Source organism: Burkholderia lata (assembly GCF_902499025.1).
Lineage (GTDB): Bacteria > Pseudomonadota > Gammaproteobacteria > Burkholderiales > Burkholderiaceae > Burkholderia > Burkholderia lata_C.
On record NZ_CABVPW010000047.1, the window covers coordinates 14,804 to 30,842 of the forward strand.

A 16,039-nucleotide genomic window follows, 5' to 3' on the forward strand; every position below is an offset into this window, starting at 1 on the left:
CCCTCCCGCGCGCGGCCGCCCGGCCGCGCGCGCCCTTCCGCACCGCGAATCCGGCCCCTTCTCGTTTTCCCTTCTGCGTTTACACCATGCGCCAAACGGCCCCGTTGCGGACCATAATGGCGGCTATACTTTACGGTCGTAAGGTTCGCCGTACGCACCAATCCGGTGCGGCGCCGGGCGAACACGGCTCTGCCGCGCATTCCGCGGCATGACACACGAACGACAGGAATCCACGATGGAGAAGCAACCAGACTCGTCTCGCGATGCGCAGAATCGCGAACCGCACCTGCGCAGCGTGCGGCTGACGAGCGACTTCAGCCTGCCGAAGCTGTCGGCACTCGAGATCGGCAGCTATGGGTTCGCGATCCTCGCCATGTGGCTCGTGATCGAACTCAAGCTGCTTGGCGGGCTGCTGGCCGGCCTGCTCGTCTACCAGCTGATCCACACGATCGCCCCCGTCATCGAGCGTCACACCACGAGCATGCGCGCGCGCTGGGTCGCCGTCGTGCTGCTGGCGATCGTGATCGTCGGCGGGCTGACGGGCCTGACGATCGGCATCATCGAACACTTCGAACGCACGGTGCCGAACCTGCAAAGCCTGCTCGACCAGTTGATGCAGATCGTCGAGCAGACCCGCGCCCGCACGCCGGCCTGGATCGCGAACCTGCTGCCCGTCGACGTCGAGCAGATGAAGACCAAGGCCGCGGTGCTGATGCACTCGCACATGGACCAGCTCCAGCAAAGCGGCAAGAGCGTCGCGCGCGGCTTCGGCCACGTGCTGTTCGGGATGATCATCGGCGCGATGATCGCGATCGGCGTCGAGCACGGCAAGGTGCGCCGGCCGCTGTCCACTGCGCTCGTCACGCGCGTGTCGCGCTTCGCCGACGCATTCCGCCGGATCGTGTTCGCGCAGATCAAGATCTCGGCGATCAACGCGGTGTTCACGGGCATCTACCTGCTCGTCGCCCTGCCGATCTTCCACCAGCGGCTGCCGCTGTCGAAAACACTCGTGCTCGTCACGTTCATCGTCGGCCTGCTGCCCGTGATCGGCAACCTGATCTCGAACACGCTGATCGTCGCCGTGTCGCTGTCGGTCAGCATGGGCACCGCGATTGCGTCGCTGGCGTTCCTCGTGATCATCCACAAGCTCGAATACTTCCTGAACGCGAAAATCATCGGCGGCCAGATCGAGTCCCGCGCATGGGAGCTGCTGCTCGCGATGCTGATCATGGAAGCCGCGTTCGGGCTGCCGGGTGTGATCGCCGCGCCGATCTTCTATGCGTACCTGAAGCGCGAGCTGTACCTGCTGCGGCTGATCTGAAGCAGCCCGCCCGTCGCAAGCGATAAAAAAACGCCGCGTCCCGTGAAGGGCGCGGCGTTTTTGTTTGTTGGGGCCGGCGATCCGGGGGCCGGCCGTCCGGCGCCCGGCAAATCAGCGGAACACGACCGTCTTCGTCCCGTTCAGCACGACCCGGTGCTCGACGTGCCACTTCACCGCGCGCGCAAGCGTCACGCATTCGACGTCGCGGCCGATCGCGGTCAGCTGGTCGGGCGTCATGCTGTGGTCGACGCGTTCGACTTCCTGCTCGATGATCGGGCCTTCGTCGAGATCGGTCGTCACGTAGTGCGCGGTCGCACCGATCAGCTTCACGCCGCGATCGAACGCCTGGTAGTAAGGCTTCGCGCCCTTGAAGCTCGGCAGGAACGAATGGTGGATGTTGATCGCGCGGCCGGCGAGCTGCTTGCACAGGTTCGGCGACAGGATCTGCATGTAGCGCGCGAGCACGACGAGATCCGCCTGGTGCTCGTCGATCACTTCCAGCACGCGCGCTTCCTGCGCGGCCTTCGCGGCATCGGACGAGCCGCCGATCAGCGGGAAATGATGGAACGGGATGTTGTAGCTCGCGGCGAGCTGGTAGAACTCCTTGTGGTTCGACACGATCGCCGGGATCTCGATCGGCAGCTGACCGGTGCGATAGCGGAACAGCAGGTCGTTCAGGCAGTGGCCGATCTTCGACACCATGATCACGACGCGCGGCTTCACGGCCGCGTCGTGCATTTCCCAGCGCATCGAGAACTGCTCGGCGAGCGGGGCGAACTCACGGCGCAGCGTGTCGAGCGCCGTCGCGGCATCCGCGCCGCCGCCGTCCTGCTCGAAGTGCACGCGCATGAAGAACTCGCTGGTGCGGCTGTCGCCGAACTGCGCGGAATCGAGGATGTTGTTGCTGCGCTCGAACAGGAAGCCCGAGACCGCATGGACGATGCCGTGCCGGTCGGGGCACGACAGTTTCAAGATAAAGCTGTGATCGGTCGGCATGACCGCTACTCCCTTCGTTTCCGTATTCGTCAAATTGCCCGTTCGCGCCGCCAGGCTGCGTGCGCGGCACGCGTCACGCGGCCGGTGCGAACAGGGCGTCGATGCCCGCCGCGTCGGCCGCCGGGATCCAGCGGTGGCGCAGCAGCGTGTCGAGCGTCGCGAGGCTCGCATCCATCGTCGCACAGCCGGCGCGCAGCCAGCCGATCACCTCGGGCACGCCGGCCAGCAGGTGCTCGGCCACTTCGCCGTCCTGGTTGCGCGGCGCGAAGTCGCGCGGCAGCGGCAGGTCGTACACGAAGATCAGTTCGGACTGCGTGCCTTCCGGCAGCGAGCACAGCACCTGCACCGCGCGGCCCGCGATCGCGCGCGCGGCCAGTTCGGCCGGAATGCCGGCTTCTTCCCAGCATTCCTTCGCGAGCGTCTCGTGAACGCCCAGGCCCCAGCCGATCCCGCCTGCGACGACGTTGTCGAGCATGCCGGGGTCGGTTGCCTTGGTCTCGCTGCGGCGGCCGAGCCACATCTGCGGGACGGCCGCGGCGGACGGCTCGCCCGGCGCAACCGCATATTCTACGATGCCGTTCAGATGCACCGCGTAAGTCTGCGTGCCGAAGAAGCGCGACGCAGCGCGCTCGATGTACGCGAGCGGCGGATCGTCGAAGCGGTTGCGGATCGCGTAGATCTCGTCGCGCCAGCCGGGAATCGCGCCTTCGGCCGCGAGCGCGCCGATCGCGCTCGCCAGCGCCATGCTGCGTGCGTCGACCGAGTCGTAGCGCGCCGACAGCACGACGCGCTCGTCGGTCAGCTCGAACACGTCGGGCCAGCGCGCCAGCATCGCGACGTCCTGGCGGCGCACCCAGCCGACCGCCTGGCCGGCGATCTCGAAACGCAGGTGCGCCTCCGGATCGAAGCGGCGCGCGGCCGCAATGCACGGAAACGTCATCGTCTGTCAGTCCTTCAGTGCCACGCGGATGCCGATCGCGATGAACGTCGCGCCGGCGATCCGGTCGAGCCACACGCCGGCCTTCGGGCGGCGCTTCAGCCACGCGCCGATCATGCCCGCGCCGACGCCGAACAGCGAGAAAACCGCCGCCGTCTGCAGCATGAACAGCGCGCCGAGTTCGAACATCTGCAGCGTCACGCTCTGCGCGCCGTGCGGATCGACGAACTGCGGCAGGAACACGACGAAGAACAGCGTGACCTTCGGGTTCATCAGGTTGCCGATCACGCTCTGCCGGAAGATCGTGCCGAGCGGCTGCGGCGGGCGCGCGTGCGCATTCGCGAGGCCCTGGCTGCGCAGCGCCTTGATGCCGATCCACACGAGGTATGCGGCGCCCGCGAGCTTCAGGATCTGGAACGCGACCGGCGACGAACGCAGCACGGCCGCGACGCCGAGCGCCGCGAGCGTCGTGTGGAACAGGATCCCCGCCGTGAAGCCGAGCGCGGCGACGAAACCGGCCGCGCGGCCCTGCGAGATGCCGCGTGCGAGCACCTGCAGGTTGTCGGGACCCGGCGCGAACGTGATCGCGATCGACGTGGCGAGAAACAACATGAAGTTGGGCATCGTGACCTCGCTGCTAACGTGGATTCAGGTGGAATCAGGCGTGTATTCCCGCCGGCCGGCGTTCAGTGGCCGGCGAATTCGGTGACGGTATAAACCGGCAGCCCCGCGTTGCGCAGCAGCGCCGAGCCGCCGAGATCCGGCAGGTCGATGATCGCCGCGCCTTCGACGACTTCCGCGCCGAGCCGCTGCAGCAGGTTGCGCCCCGCCATCATCGTGCCGCCGGTCGCGATCAGGTCGTCCATGATGATCACGCGGTCGCCGGGGCGGCACGCGTCTTCATGGATCTCGACCGTCGCGCTGCCGTATTCGAGGTCGTACGATTCCGAGCGCGTCTTGTACGGCAGCTTGCCGACCTTGCGGATCGGCACGAAGCCGACGCTCAGCTCGTACGCGACGATCGGCGCGATGATGAAGCCGCGCGCATCGAGGCCCGCGACGTAGTCGAGCTTCGCATCGACATAGCGCTCGACGAACAGGTCGACGAGGATGCGCAGCGCCTTCGGGCTCTGCAGCAGCGTCGTGATGTCGCGGAACATCACGCCCGGCTGCGGCCAGTCGGGCACCGTGCGGATCTGGCTGTGGATGAAGGCGACCGGATCGAGCGGTGCGCCCGACGACGAATGCGGCATGAAACTCTCCGAAAAAAACGGTGCGCGAAGATCGGGCACCGTTTCGAAAAATACGGGTCAGGTTATGAATCGCGGCTCACGCCGCCGTGGCCGGCGAATCGCGCCGATGGCGCGACAGCCGCTCCTCCGCGAGCGCGAGCGCCTCGGGCAGTCCGCGCAGCACGACGATGTCGCTCGCGCGCAGCTTGGTCTGCGGGTCGGGTTCGACGCCACGGATGCCGTGCCGGCGGATCGCCGTGACTTCGAGCCCGAGCGCATACAGCCCGAGTTCTTCCAGCGAACGCCCGACTGCGTCCGCGCGCGCATCGACCGGCACCGATTGTAGCCGCACCTGCTCGTGGTCGTCGTCGTCCGCGTCGTCCGCGCCGCGGAAATAGCCGCGCAGCAGGCTGTAGCGCTCGTCGCGCATCTCCTCGACGCGCCGCACGACCTTGCGCATCGGCACGCCGACCAGCACCAGCGTATGCGACGCGAGCATCAGGCTGCCCTCGACGATTTCCGGAATCACTTCGGTCGCGCCGGCCGCGAGCAGCTTCTCGAGGTCGGCATCGTCGACGGTGCGCACGATCGCGGGCAGCGTCGGCTCGAGTTCGTGCACGTGATGCAGCACGCGCAGCGCGGACGGCGTGTTCGCATAGGTGATCGCCACCGCCGCCGCGCGGTGGATACCGGCCGCGAGCAGCGACTCGCGGCGCGCCGCGTCGCCGAACACGACCGATTCGCCGGCCGCCGCGGCCGCGCTCACACGATCGGGGTCAAGGTCGAGCGCGACGTACGAAATGCCTTCCTGTTCGAGCATCCGCGCCAGGTTCTGGCCCGCGCGGCCGTAGCCGCAAATGATCACGTGGCCGCGCTGCTTCAGGCTTTGCGTCGCGATCCGCGTCATCTGCAGCGACTGCTGCATCCATTCGGTCGACGACAGCCGCATCACGATCCGGTCGGCGTTCTGGATCAGGAACGGCGCGGCGAGCATCGACAGCAGCATCGACGCGAGGATCGCCTGCAGCAGCGTCGAGTCGACGAGATGCCGGTCGAGGATCAGGTTCAACAGCACGAAGCCGAATTCGCCGGCCTGCGCGAGCCCGATACCGGTGCGCATCGCGACACCCGGCGTCGCGCCGAACAGCCGCGCGAGCCCGGCGATCATCGTCCCCTTGAACAGGATCTGCCCGACGAAGAAACCGAGCACGAGGAACGGGTGCTCCCAGATCACGCGCGGATCGAGCAGCATCCCGGTCGTCACGAAGAACAGGCCGAGCAGCACGTCGCGGAACGGCTTGATGTCCTCCTCCACCTGATGGCGGAACGGCGTCTCGGAGATCAGCATCCCCGCGATGAACGCGCCGAGCGCGAGCGACAGGCCGAAGCGGTCGGTGATGAACGCCGCGCCGAGCGTGACGAGCAGCAGGTTCAGCACGAACAGTTCCTGCGAGCGGCGCCGCGCGACGACGTTGAGCCAGCGCGTCATGAAGCGCTGGCCGATGACCAGCAGCAGCGTGAGCGCGATCACGATCTTGACGGCCGCGAAGCCCAGCGTGATCGCGAGGTCCTTCGACGATTCGGCGCCGAACGCGGCGATCACGATCAAGAGCGGCACCACCGCGAGATCCTGGAACAGCAGCACGCCGAAGATGTTGCGGCCGTGCTCGGTCTCGATCTCGAGCCGCTCGGCGAGCATCTTCGACACGATCGCCGTCGACGACATCGCAAGCGCGCCGCCGAGCGCGATGCTGCCCTGCCACGTGATGTGCACCCAGTGCTCGAATAGCGCGCCCAGCACGAGCGCGAGCACGAGGGTCGCGACGACCTGCAGCAACCCGAGCCCGAACACGAGCCGCTGCATCGCCCTCAGCTTCGCCAGCGAGAACTCGAGGCCGATCGAAAACATCAGGAACACCACGCCGAATTCCGCGAGATGCTCGGCCCGTTCCAGATCCGCCGCGATGCCGAACGCATGCGGGCCGACCAGGATGCCGACGGTCAGGTAGCCGAGCATCGGCGGCAGGTTCAACGAGCGGAATACGACGACGCCCACCACTGAGGCCAGCAGCAGCAGCAGGGTCATTTCGAGCGGGGAAATCACAGGCGAAGCGTCCTCGTTCGTCGGGGCCACGGCAATGCGGGCGCGGGTGGTGGCGGTGGTCGGGCGACCTCGGACGAGTCCGAAGGCCCGGCGCGGCGAACAAACGCCTTTGCTATACTCCGCGCATGATAGCGAAAATCAATGATGATCGGGCGCTCGCGCTCGCCCGCGACGTGCTCGACATCGAGGCGGACGCCGTGCGCGCGCTGCGCGACCAGCTCGACGGCGGCTTCGTCCAGGCCGTCGCGCTGCTGCTCGGCTGCCGCGGCCGCGTGGTGGTGTCCGGTATCGGCAAATCGGGGCATATCGCCCGCAAGATCGCGGCCACGCTGGCCAGCACCGGCACGCCGGCCTTCTTCGTCCACCCTGCCGAGGCCAGCCACGGCGACCTCGGGATGGTCACCTCCGACGACGTCTTCATCGGCATCTCCTATTCCGGCGAATCCGAAGAACTCGTTGCGATCCTGCCGCTCGTGAAGCGGATCGGCGCGAAGCTGATCGCGATCACGGGGCGCGCGGAATCGAGCCTCGGCACGCTCGCCGACGTGAACCTGAACGCCGCGGTCTCGAAAGAGGCCTGCCCGATGAACCTCGCGCCCACCGCGAGCACGACCGCCGCGCTCGCGCTCGGCGACGCGCTCGCCGTGGCGGTGCTCGACGCGCGCGGCTTCGGCTCGGAAGATTTCGCGCGCTCGCACCCGGGCGGCGCACTCGGCCGGCGCCTGCTCACCTACGTGCGCGACGTGATGCGCTCGGGCGACGACGTCCCGTCCGTCGGGCTCGACGCGACGCTGTCGGACGCGCTGTTCCAGATCACCGCGAAGCGCCTCGGCATGACCGCCGTGGTCGACGCCGACGGCAAGGTCGCAGGCATCTTCACGGACGGCGACCTGCGCCGCGTGCTCGCGCGCGACGGCGACTTCCGCACGCTGCCGATCACCGACGTGATGACGCGCGACCCGCGCACGGTTGCACCGGATCACCTGGCGGTCGAGGCCGTGGAACTGATGGAGCGCCACCGGATCAACCAGATGCTGGTGGTCGATGCCGACGGCGTGCTGATCGGCGCGCTGAACATGCACGACCTGTTTTCGAAGAAGGTGATCTGATGAGCGCAGCGCTGACTGCGGCCGAACGCGCGAGCCGCGTGAAGCTGATGATTTTCGACGTCGACGGCGTGCTGACCGACGGCGGCCTGCTGTTTACCGCGGCCGGCGACACGATGAAGTCGTTCAATTCGCTCGACGGCCACGGCGTGAAGCTGCTCGGCGAAGCCGGCATCGCAACCGCGATCATCACGGGCCGCCGCTCTGAAATCGTCGCGGCGCGCGCGAAGGAAATGAAGATCGCGCACCTGTTCCAGGGCGTCGAGAACAAGCTCACCGTGTTCGCCGACCTGATCGCCTCGCTCGGCCTCGCCGCCGACCAGTGCGGTTACATGGGCGACGACTGGCCCGACCTGCCCGTGATGCTGCGCTGCGGCTTCGCGACTGCCCCCGCGAATGCGCACCCCGAGGTGATCGCCCGCGCGCACTGGGTGGCCGAGGCCCGCGGCGGCCACGGCGCCGTACGCGAAGTCTGCGACGCGATCCTGCGCGCCCAGCGCCGCTACGACGCGCTGCTCGCGGCCGCCTGCGGAGCCTGACGGATGAATACGCATTTCCGCTGGACCCAGCTGCTGCCGCTCGTCGCGGTCGCCGCGCTCGCGGGCATCACCTGGTGGCTGCTGCAGGCCACGCTGCCGCCGCCCGGCGAGGGCACCGTGCAGCCGAAGCGCCATACGCCCGACTATTTCGCGGACAACTTCTCGGTCACCGAGCTCGACCAGTCCGGCTCGACCCAGTACCGGCTGACGGCCGCGAAGCTGATCCATTACGAAGACACCGAAGACAGCGACCTGACCGATCCGGCCATGCGCGCGTTCCAGCCCGGCAAGCCGGTCGTGACGACCACCTCGAAGCGCGGCACCGTCAACGGCGACGTGTCGATCGTCGACTTGTACGACGACGCACGCATCCTGCGCGTGGCCGGCGGCGGCGATCCGCAGATGCAGGCCGATTCCCAGCATTTCCGGATCTTCGTCAATGACGATGTGATCCAGACCGAAAAGCCGGTTAAACTTCAGCGCGGCCTGTCGCTCGTCAATGCGACCGACGGCATGAAGTACAACAACGTCACCCGGGTCATCGAGCTTTACGGCAACGTGCGCGGCACGATCGCCGCCGCGGACACGTCCGGCGGCTCGAAAGGTCAACCCAAGTGACGCTTCCCTCACGTGACTGCATGAACGAACCGTTCCCTCGACAGATTTCCGGCGGCGCTGCGCGCGCCGTCCGCGCCGCGCTTGCCGCGACGCTCGTGGCGCTCCCGCTGATCGGGCTGGCGCCGCTCGCCCATGCCGAGAAGGCCGACCAGAACAAGCCGATCAACGTCGAGGCCGACAACCTGACCTATGACGACCTGAAGCAGGTCACGGTCGCGACCGGCAACGTCGTGATCACGAAGGGCACGATCATCATCAAGGGCGATCGCGTCGAAGTGCGCCAGGACCCGGAAGGCTATCAGTACGCGACCTCGTTCGGCAGCGGCAAGAAGCACGCGACGTTCCGCCAGAAGCGCGAAGGCCTCGACGAGTACATCGACGGCGACGCCGAGCGCATCGACTACGATGGCAAGCAGGACCTGACCACGCTGACCACCGCCGCGACCGTGCGCCGCCTGCAGGGCACGTCGACCGTCGCCGATACCGTGCACGGCAGCGTGATCACGTACGACGGCCAGCGCGACTTCTACACCGCGAAGGGCGGCAAGGACGTCGCCGCGCCGGGCAACCCGAACGGCCGCGTGCGCGCGATGCTGACGCCGAAGAACGGTGGCCCCGCGCCGCTGAACGGTGCGCCGGCGAAGCTGTCGCCGTCGACCACGATCCAGGGGGCGCCGGGCCAATGAACGCGCTACCGAACCGCCAGCCGGCCGGCACCACGAGTTCGCTCGTCGTCCGCAACCTGAAGAAGCGCTACGGCTCGCGCACGGTCGTCAAGGACGTGTCGCTCGACGTGAAGAGCGGCGAAGTCGTCGGCCTGCTCGGCCCGAACGGCGCCGGCAAGACCACGTCGTTCTACATGATCGTCGGCCTCGTGCCGCTCGACGCGGGCGAGATCTCGCTGAACGGCAGCTCGATCAGCCTGCTGCCGATCCACAAGCGCGCGTCGCTCGGCCTGTCGTACCTGCCGCAGGAAGCATCCGTGTTCCGCAAGCTGACCGTCGAGGAAAACATCCGCGCGGTGCTCGAGCTGCAGCACGGCGAAGACGGCAAGCGGCTGTCGAAGGACGCGATCACGTCGCGCGCCGAAGCACTGCTCGACGAGCTGCAGATCGGCCACCTGCGCGAGAACCCCGCGCTGTCGCTGTCGGGCGGCGAGCGGCGCCGGGTCGAAATCGCGCGCGCGCTGGCAACCAACCCGAACTTCATCCTGCTCGACGAGCCGTTCGCCGGCGTCGACCCGATCGCGGTGCTCGAGATCCAGAAGATCGTCAAGTTCCTGAAGCAGCGCAACATCGGCGTGCTGATTACCGATCACAACGTCCGCGAAACGCTCGGCATCTGCGACCACGCGTACATCATCAGCGACGGCTCGGTGCTCGCCGCCGGTGCGCCGAGCGAAATCATCGAAAACGAAAGCGTGCGCCGCGTGTACCTCGGCGAACACTTCCGGATGTAACTCCCTCCTCGTGGCTGGCTGCACCCCGCCCGGCATGGCCGCGCGGGGCCGTGCCCTGCTTCGCGGCCATGCCCGCGGCCGGGCGGCGCGCCGCGCGTAATCGCGGATGGCTCAACGCGCCTGGGTCGTGGCACACTGCCGGTATGACTCCCTCCTTGCCATGAAAGCCAGCCTTCAACTCCGCCTGTCGCAACATCTGGCGCTGACACCCCAGCTACAGCAGTCGATTCGGCTCCTGCAGTTGTCGACGCTCGAATTGCAGCAGGAAGTCGCGATGGCCGTCGCGCAGAACCCGCTGCTCGAGAACGACGACGAATGGATCGCGAGCCCGCTGCGCGTCGCAGCGGACGGATCGTTGATCGCGCAGACGCCGCCCGCACAGAACACCGAGCCCACTGCGACAAACAGTAGCAGTTCGTCGAGCGATCGCGCCGAGCGCGACGAGCCGGCCGGCGCGGACGAATACGACGGTTACGCGTCCGGCGACGGCAACGATGGCCCGCAGTGGAACCTCGACGAATTCGGCCGCTCGAGCGGCGCATCCGACGACGACGACCTCCCGCCGCTGCAGGTGCAGGAAGCGGCGACGTCGCTGCGCGACCACCTGTCCGCGCAGTTGCGCGTCACGCAGGCCGGCCCGCGCGATCGCGCGCTCGTGATGTTCCTGATCGAGTCGCTCGACGACGACGGCTACCTGACCGCCACGCTCGACGAAGTGCTCGCCGACCTGCCGCCCGAGCTGGAGATCGACTGCGACGAACTGAACGCGGCGCTCGCGCTGCTGCACAGCTTCGACCCGGCCGGGGTCGGTGCCCGCTCGGCATCCGAATGCCTGAAGCTGCAGCTGCTGCGCCTCGATCCGTCCCCGACACGCACGCTTGCGCTCGAGATCGTGTCGCAGCATCTCGAACTGCTCGCCGCCCGCGACTTCACGCGGCTGCGCAAGCACCTGAAGGCGAGCGACGACGCGCTGCGCGACGCGCATATGTTGATCCGCTCGCTGGAGCCGTTCCCCGGCGCCGCATACGGCAAGGCCGAGGCCGACTACGTCGTGCCCGACATCATTGTGAAGAAGGCCGGCCAGGGATGGCTCGCGGAACTCAATCCGGAGGTCGTGCCGCGCCTGCGGATCAACAACCTCTACGCGAACATCCTGCGCAACAGCCGCGGCGATCCGTCGGCCGGTTCGCTCAAGCAACAGCTCCAGGAAGCACGCTGGCTGATCAAAAACATCCAGCAGCGATTCGACACGATCCTGCGTGTCGCACAGGCTATTGTCGAGCGTCAGAAGAACTTCTTTGCGCACGGTGAAATTGCCATGCGCCCCTTGGTTTTGCGGGAAATTGCTGATACGCTGGGCCTACACGAGTCGACTGTCAGCCGTGTGACAACCGGGAAGTACATGCTGACCCCGTTCGGGACGCTTGAATTTAAGTACTTCTTCGGATCTCACGTCTCGACCGACACCGGTGGCGCCGCCTCGTCGACTGCCATCCGAGCCCTCATCAAGCAACTGATAGGAGCTGAAGACCCAAAAGCGCCACTTTCGGACAGCCGCATTGCCGAGCTGCTGGCAGAACAGGGTTTCGTGGTCGCGCGCCGCACGGTTGCGAAATATCGCGAAGCCCTCAAGATCCCGGCAGTGAATCTGCGCAAGTCTCTTTAAGCCTGCTGCCTGCCCGGCGGCAGGCGTGTTCCGGCCACCGCGCATACGGGGAACAGGCCGGGCGACCTGTCCGCGATACACCGCCTCGTGCGGCACGGGCAAGTCGACCGGAGCGCCGCCTCGATGCGGCCGCGTGGTCACTCGCTTGGAGAAGCACTATGAACCTGAAGATCAGTGGACATCATCTCGAAGTCACGCCTGCAATTCGCGAATACGTGATCACCAAGCTGGACCGGGTGCTACGGCATAGCGATCAGGTGATCGATGGCACTGTGATCCTCTCGGTCGACAACCACAAGGAAAAGGACAAGCAGCAGCGCGCGGAAATCAATCTGCACCTGAAGGGCAAGGACATCTTCGTCGAAAGCGCGAACGGTAACCTGTATGCGGCGATCGACCTGCTGATCGACAAGCTGGATCGCCAGGTCGTCAAGCACATGGAGCGCCTGCAAACGCACGCGCACGACCCGATCAAGCTTCAACCGTCGATCGACCAGATCGAACTGCCGCCGCAATAACCTTCACCGCAACACATACGTCGCCCGGTTCGCCGGGCGTTTTTTTTGCGACTCCGCGCAGTGGTGCAACCGGTCAGTCCGCGCTGCGCCACGCACGCGGCTGTGCTCTATAATGTTCCGGTTATCGCCGGGGGGCGCTGGATGCGGTAGCTGCCTTGCAGGTTGCCGATGCCGAACGCCTTGATATCGCCGAACATGGATAATCAGTCTGCCGCCGCAAGGAGACCCCAGGCCGCACAATCGCCTGCCAACATGAATCGCCTAGCCAAAATCCTGCCCATAGAGAACGTCGTCATCGACCTCTCAGTCACCAGCAAGAAACGCGTGTTCGAACAAGCCGGGCTGATGTTCGAGAATCAGAACGGCATCGCCCGCAGCACCGTCACGGACAACCTGTTCGCGCGCGAGCGCCTCGGCTCGACCGGGCTCGGCGAAGGCGTCGCGATTCCGCACGGGCGCATCAAGGGTCTCAAGCACCCGCTCGCCGCGTTCGTCCGGCTCGCCGATGCGATCCCGTTCGAAGCACCCGACGGCCAGCCGGTCGGTCTCCTGATCTTCCTGCTCGTGCCCGAGCAAGCCACCCAGCAGCACCTCGAGATCCTGTCGGAAATCGCGCAACTGCTGTCCGATCGCGACGCGCGCGAGCGTCTGCACAACGAAACGGATATCGCCGAGTTGCATCGCCTGCTCACTCAGTGGCAACCTTGAGTTGATCCGGGCGGAATATTTTCCCGTACGCGGCGGCACACGCCGCCGTTCAGGGCCGCCCGGCGCCGGCCCGGCATGGCGACGTCCGTCGCCGCGCGCACGCACCGGCCCATTGGAGTGACGAGAGTCATGGATACGTCCAGCATCAACGCCCAGAGCATCTTCGACGACAACGCGGCCACGCTGAAACTGAGCTGGCTGACGGGGCATGAAGGCTGGGAGCGCGGCTTTTCGGCCGACACCGTCGGCAATGCAACCTCGAGCGCCGACCTCGTCGGCCACCTGAACCTGATCCACCCGAACCGGATCCAGGTGCTCGGCGAAGCCGAAATCGACTACTACCAGCGGCAGACCGACGAAGACCGCTCGCGCCACATGGCCGAGCTGATCGCACTCGAACCGCCGTTCCTCGTCGTCGCCGGCGGCGCCGCGGCCCCGCCCGAACTCGTGCTGCGCTGCACGCGCTCGTCGACCCCGCTGTTCACCACCCCCATGTCGGCCGCCGCGGTGATCGACAGCCTGCGGCTCTACATGTCGCGCATCCTCGCGCCGCGCGCGACGCTGCACGGCGTGTTCATCGACATCCTCGGGATGGGTGTGCTGCTGACCGGCGATTCGGGCCTCGGCAAAAGCGAGCTCGGCCTCGAGCTGATCAGCCGCGGCCACGGCCTCGTCGCCGACGATGCGGTCGATTTCGTCCGACTTGGCCCCGATTTCGTCGAAGGGCGCTGCCCGCCGCTGCTGCAGAACCTGCTCGAAGTGCGCGGCCTCGGCCTGCTCGACATCAAGACGATCTTCGGCGAAACCGCCGTGCGGCGGAAAATGAAGCTGAAGCTGATCGTCCAGCTCGTGCGGCGCCCCGACGGCGAATTCCAGCGCCTGCCGCTCGAAAGCCAGACCGTCGACGTGCTCGGCTTGCCGATCAGCAAGGTCACGATCCAGGTCGCGGCCGGCCGCAACCTCGCGGTGCTCGTCGAGGCGGCCGTCCGGAACACGATCCTGCAGTTGCGCGGAATCGACACGTTGCGCGATTTCATGGATCGGCAACGACTCGCGATGCAAGATCCCGACAGTCAATTCCCCGGCAAACTGGTGTAACCCACACGCGCCGGCCACGCAACGCCGACGCGTCGAGCCGGTGCTATGATGAAACGTCAGGATTCTCTGCTTCCCATGCGCATCGTCCTCATCACCGGCATCTCCGGCTCAGGCAAGTCCGTCGCGCTGAACGCGCTCGAAGACGCAGGCTATTACTGCGTCGACAACCTGCCGCCGCACGTGCTCCCCGAACTTGCCCGCTATCTCGCCGAGGATGGCCAGCGCCGGCTCGCGGTCGCGATCGACGCGCGCTCGAGCGCGTCGCTCGACGAAATGCCCGGCCTGATCCGCGAGCTGTCGCGCGAGCATGACGTGCGCGTGCTGTTCCTCAATGCGAGCACCCAGGCGCTGATCCAGCGCTTCTCCGAAACGCGCCGCCGTCACCCGCTGTCCGGCTCGTTGTCGCACGATGCGGACGTCGGCCTGCTGTCGTCGCTCGAAGAAGCGATCGAGCGCGAACGCCACCTCGTCGCGCCGCTCGCCGAGTTCGGCCACCAGATCGACACGAGCACGCTGCGCGCGAACGCGCTGCGTACGTGGGTCAAGCGCTTCATCGAGCAGAAGAACAACGACCTGATGGTGATGTTCGAATCGTTCGGCTTCAAGCGCGGCGTGCCGCTCGACGCCGACCTGATGTTCGACGTGCGCGCGTTGCCGAATCCGTACTACGACCACGAGTTGCGCCCGCTCACCGGGCTCGACCAGCCGGTCATCGCCTTTCTCGACGCACTGCCGATCGTCCACCAGATGATCGACGACATCCATGCGTTCCTGATGAAATGGCTGCCGCACTTCCGCGATGACAACCGCAGCTACCTGACCGTCGCCATCGGCTGCACGGGCGGGCAGCATCGTTCGGTGTTCATCGCGGAAACGCTCGCCGCGCGCCTTGCGCACGACGCGAACGTGATCGTGCGGCATCGTGACGCGCCAGTGGATGTCGACGCGTCGTCGCGGCTCGTCTCACCGGTCGACCGACCCTAGCGACGCCCGCCTCTTCATCAGCGCGCCATGTCCTCCCTATCGACCTCCCTGATCGACCTGCCGCTGTTTCCGCTGCACACGGTGCTGTTTCCGGGGGGGCTGCTCCCGCTCAAGGTGTTCGAGGCGCGTTATCTCGACATGTCCCGCGCGTGCCTGCGCGACAACGCGCCGTTCGGCGTGTGCCTGCTGAAGAGCGGGCCCGAAGTCGCGCAGGACGGCGCCGTGTCGGTACCCGAGACCATCGGCTGCATGGCACGCATCACCGAGTGCGATACCGGTGAATTCGGCATGCTCTATCTGCAGGCGGTCGGCACGCAGCGTTTCGAGCTGCTGTCGTATCGCGTCGAAGGCAACGGGCTGCTGGTCGGCATCGCGGAACCGCTGCCCGACGACATCCCGCTCGACGGCGAGCAGACGCTCGCGCAGTTCGGCTCGTGCGCCGAGGTGCTCGAGCGCATCATCGACGCACTGAAGAAGTCCGATCCGGAGAAAATGCCGTTCGGCGAACCGTTTCGCCTCGACGATCCGAGCTGGGTATCGAACCGCCTCGCGGAACTGCTGCCGCTCGACCTGCGCGCGCGGCAGAAGCTGATGGAGTTTCCGGACGTTGGCGCACGCATCGACGCCGTGCATCACGTGCTCGACCGGCACGGCTGGTTATAGCGCGCCACGGGCCGGTCGCTTCACGCGAGACGTCCGGACGCGGCTTCCCGCGAGGGGCTTCCCTCGAGGTGGGCAACCCGGCGCGGCCTT

17 protein-coding genes are annotated in these 16,039 nt (G+C 66.8%); 12 read left to right on the forward strand and 5 right to left on the reverse strand.

Annotation, left to right across the window (positions count from 1 at the left end):
- Positions 1–235 precede the first annotated feature (235 nt).
- Positions 236–1,321: an AI-2E family transporter gene (locus BDI24065_RS34340; RefSeq protein WP_175034930.1), complete on the forward strand. Its 1,086-nt coding sequence runs from the start codon at positions 236–238 to the stop codon at positions 1,319–1,321.
- Positions 1,322–1,432: 111 nt separating this feature from the next.
- On the opposite strand, the gene purU is transcribed toward BDI24065_RS34340, so the two are convergent.
- The 5 genes from purU to BDI24065_RS34365 all read right to left on the reverse strand — a co-directional run bounded on the left by purU (position 1,433) and on the right by BDI24065_RS34365 (position 6,590).
- Entirely contained in the window at positions 1,433–2,317 is an 885-nt protein-coding gene (purU, locus tag BDI24065_RS34345) for a formyltetrahydrofolate deformylase (RefSeq protein ID WP_175034931.1), read from the reverse strand.
- Between the two features lie 73 nt (positions 2,318–2,390).
- Positions 2,391–3,257, reverse strand: coding sequence for an NUDIX hydrolase (locus tag BDI24065_RS34350; RefSeq protein WP_175034932.1), 867 nt, complete (start codon positions 3,255–3,257; stop codon positions 2,391–2,393).
- Positions 3,258–3,263: 6 nt separating this feature from the next.
- Positions 3,264–3,878: a LysE family translocator gene (locus tag BDI24065_RS34355; protein ID WP_175034933.1), complete on the reverse strand. Its 615-nt coding sequence runs from the start codon at positions 3,876–3,878 to the stop codon at positions 3,264–3,266.
- Between the two features lie 62 nt (positions 3,879–3,940).
- Positions 3,941–4,507, reverse strand: coding sequence for an adenine phosphoribosyltransferase (locus BDI24065_RS34360; RefSeq protein ID WP_011353218.1), 567 nt, complete (start codon positions 4,505–4,507; stop codon positions 3,941–3,943).
- A 76-nt stretch (positions 4,508–4,583) separates the two neighbouring features.
- A complete protein-coding gene (locus BDI24065_RS34365) occupies positions 4,584–6,590 on the reverse strand; it encodes a monovalent cation:proton antiporter family protein (RefSeq protein WP_175034934.1) in 2,007 nt (668 codons plus the stop codon).
- Between the two features lie 125 nt (positions 6,591–6,715).
- On the opposite strand from BDI24065_RS34365, the gene kdsD reads away from it, so the two are divergent.
- The 11 genes from kdsD to BDI24065_RS34420 all read left to right on the forward strand — a co-directional run bounded on the left by kdsD (position 6,716) and on the right by BDI24065_RS34420 (position 15,949).
- Positions 6,716–7,699 (forward strand): arabinose 5-phosphate isomerase KdsD, encoded by a 984-nt coding sequence (kdsD, locus tag BDI24065_RS34370; protein ID WP_175034935.1) that lies wholly within the window; start codon positions 6,716–6,718, stop codon positions 7,697–7,699.
- Positions 7,699–8,235 carry a KdsC family phosphatase gene (locus tag BDI24065_RS34375; RefSeq protein ID WP_175034936.1) on the forward strand — a complete coding sequence of 179 codons (537 nt, stop codon included), beginning with the start codon at positions 7,699–7,701 and terminating at the stop codon, positions 8,233–8,235. The genes kdsD and BDI24065_RS34375 overlap by 1 nt, the downstream gene beginning before the upstream one ends.
- Before the next feature lie 3 nt (positions 8,236–8,238).
- The gene (gene lptC, locus BDI24065_RS34380) at positions 8,239–8,853 is read left to right on the forward strand and encodes an LPS export ABC transporter periplasmic protein LptC (protein ID WP_175034937.1); all 615 of its coding nucleotides are present in this window, start codon (positions 8,239–8,241) and stop codon (positions 8,851–8,853) included.
- Positions 8,854–8,873: 20 nt separating this feature from the next.
- On the forward strand, positions 8,874–9,539 hold the full coding sequence (lptA, locus tag BDI24065_RS34385; protein WP_175034938.1) for a lipopolysaccharide transport periplasmic protein LptA: 666 nt from the start codon (positions 8,874–8,876) through the stop codon (positions 9,537–9,539).
- Entirely contained in the window at positions 9,536–10,312 is a 777-nt protein-coding gene (lptB, locus tag BDI24065_RS34390) for an LPS export ABC transporter ATP-binding protein (RefSeq protein WP_174937845.1), read from the forward strand. Before lptA ends, lptB begins: the two co-directional genes overlap by 4 nt.
- A gap of 160 nt (positions 10,313–10,472) precedes the next feature.
- Entirely contained in the window at positions 10,473–11,978 is a 1,506-nt protein-coding gene (locus BDI24065_RS34395) for an RNA polymerase factor sigma-54 (RefSeq protein WP_175034961.1), read from the forward strand.
- Positions 11,979–12,136: 158 nt separating this feature from the next.
- Positions 12,137–12,496, forward strand: a complete 360-nt coding sequence (hpf, locus tag BDI24065_RS34400) for a ribosome hibernation-promoting factor, HPF/YfiA family (RefSeq protein ID WP_006477786.1) — start codon at positions 12,137–12,139, stop codon at positions 12,494–12,496.
- 168 nt (positions 12,497–12,664) lie between these two features.
- Entirely contained in the window at positions 12,665–13,204 is a 540-nt protein-coding gene (locus BDI24065_RS34405; RefSeq protein WP_011353226.1) for a PTS sugar transporter subunit IIA, read from the forward strand.
- A gap of 129 nt (positions 13,205–13,333) precedes the next feature.
- A complete protein-coding gene (gene hprK / locus BDI24065_RS34410; protein WP_011353227.1) occupies positions 13,334–14,302 on the forward strand; it encodes an HPr(Ser) kinase/phosphatase in 969 nt (322 codons plus the stop codon).
- A gap of 75 nt (positions 14,303–14,377) precedes the next feature.
- Entirely contained in the window at positions 14,378–15,286 is a 909-nt protein-coding gene (gene rapZ, locus BDI24065_RS34415) for an RNase adapter RapZ (protein WP_175034939.1), read from the forward strand.
- A gap of 27 nt (positions 15,287–15,313) precedes the next feature.
- Positions 15,314–15,949, forward strand: a complete 636-nt coding sequence (locus BDI24065_RS34420) for an LON peptidase substrate-binding domain-containing protein (RefSeq protein WP_175034940.1) — start codon at positions 15,314–15,316, stop codon at positions 15,947–15,949.
- Positions 15,950–16,039 lie beyond the last annotated feature (90 nt).

Excerpts from the sequence above, each read along its gene's own strand:
- BDI24065_RS34405 (WP_011353226.1), top strand. The coding sequence starts at position 12,665 with ATGCCGAACGCCTTGATATCGCCGAACATGGATAATCAGTCTGCCGCC.
- BDI24065_RS34340 (WP_175034930.1), top strand. The coding sequence starts at position 236 with ATGGAGAAGCAACCAGACTCGTCTCGCGATGCGCAGAATCGCGAACCG.
- BDI24065_RS34375 (WP_175034936.1), top strand. The coding sequence starts at position 7,699 with ATGAGCGCAGCGCTGACTGCGGCCGAACGCGCGAGCCGCGTGAAGCTG.
- BDI24065_RS34350 (WP_175034932.1), bottom strand. The coding sequence starts at position 3,257 with ATGACGTTTCCGTGCATTGCGGCCGCGCGCCGCTTCGATCCGGAGGCG.
- BDI24065_RS34395 (WP_175034961.1), top strand. The coding sequence starts at position 10,473 with ATGAAAGCCAGCCTTCAACTCCGCCTGTCGCAACATCTGGCGCTGACA.
- rapZ (WP_175034939.1), top strand. The coding sequence starts at position 14,378 with ATGCGCATCGTCCTCATCACCGGCATCTCCGGCTCAGGCAAGTCCGTC.
- BDI24065_RS34420 (WP_175034940.1), top strand. The coding sequence starts at position 15,314 with ATGTCCTCCCTATCGACCTCCCTGATCGACCTGCCGCTGTTTCCGCTG.
- lptB (WP_174937845.1), top strand. The coding sequence starts at position 9,536 with ATGAACGCGCTACCGAACCGCCAGCCGGCCGGCACCACGAGTTCGCTC.
- BDI24065_RS34360 (WP_011353218.1), bottom strand. The coding sequence starts at position 4,507 with ATGCCGCATTCGTCGTCGGGCGCACCGCTCGATCCGGTCGCCTTCATC.
- hpf (WP_006477786.1), top strand. The coding sequence starts at position 12,137 with ATGAACCTGAAGATCAGTGGACATCATCTCGAAGTCACGCCTGCAATT.
- lptA (WP_175034938.1), top strand. The coding sequence starts at position 8,874 with ATGAACGAACCGTTCCCTCGACAGATTTCCGGCGGCGCTGCGCGCGCC.
- purU (WP_175034931.1), bottom strand. The coding sequence starts at position 2,317 with ATGCCGACCGATCACAGCTTTATCTTGAAACTGTCGTGCCCCGACCGG.
- hprK (WP_011353227.1), top strand. The coding sequence starts at position 13,334 with ATGGATACGTCCAGCATCAACGCCCAGAGCATCTTCGACGACAACGCG.
- lptC (WP_175034937.1), top strand. The coding sequence starts at position 8,239 with ATGAATACGCATTTCCGCTGGACCCAGCTGCTGCCGCTCGTCGCGGTC.
- BDI24065_RS34355 (WP_175034933.1), bottom strand. The coding sequence starts at position 3,878 with ATGCCCAACTTCATGTTGTTTCTCGCCACGTCGATCGCGATCACGTTC.
- kdsD (WP_175034935.1), top strand. The coding sequence starts at position 6,716 with ATGATAGCGAAAATCAATGATGATCGGGCGCTCGCGCTCGCCCGCGAC.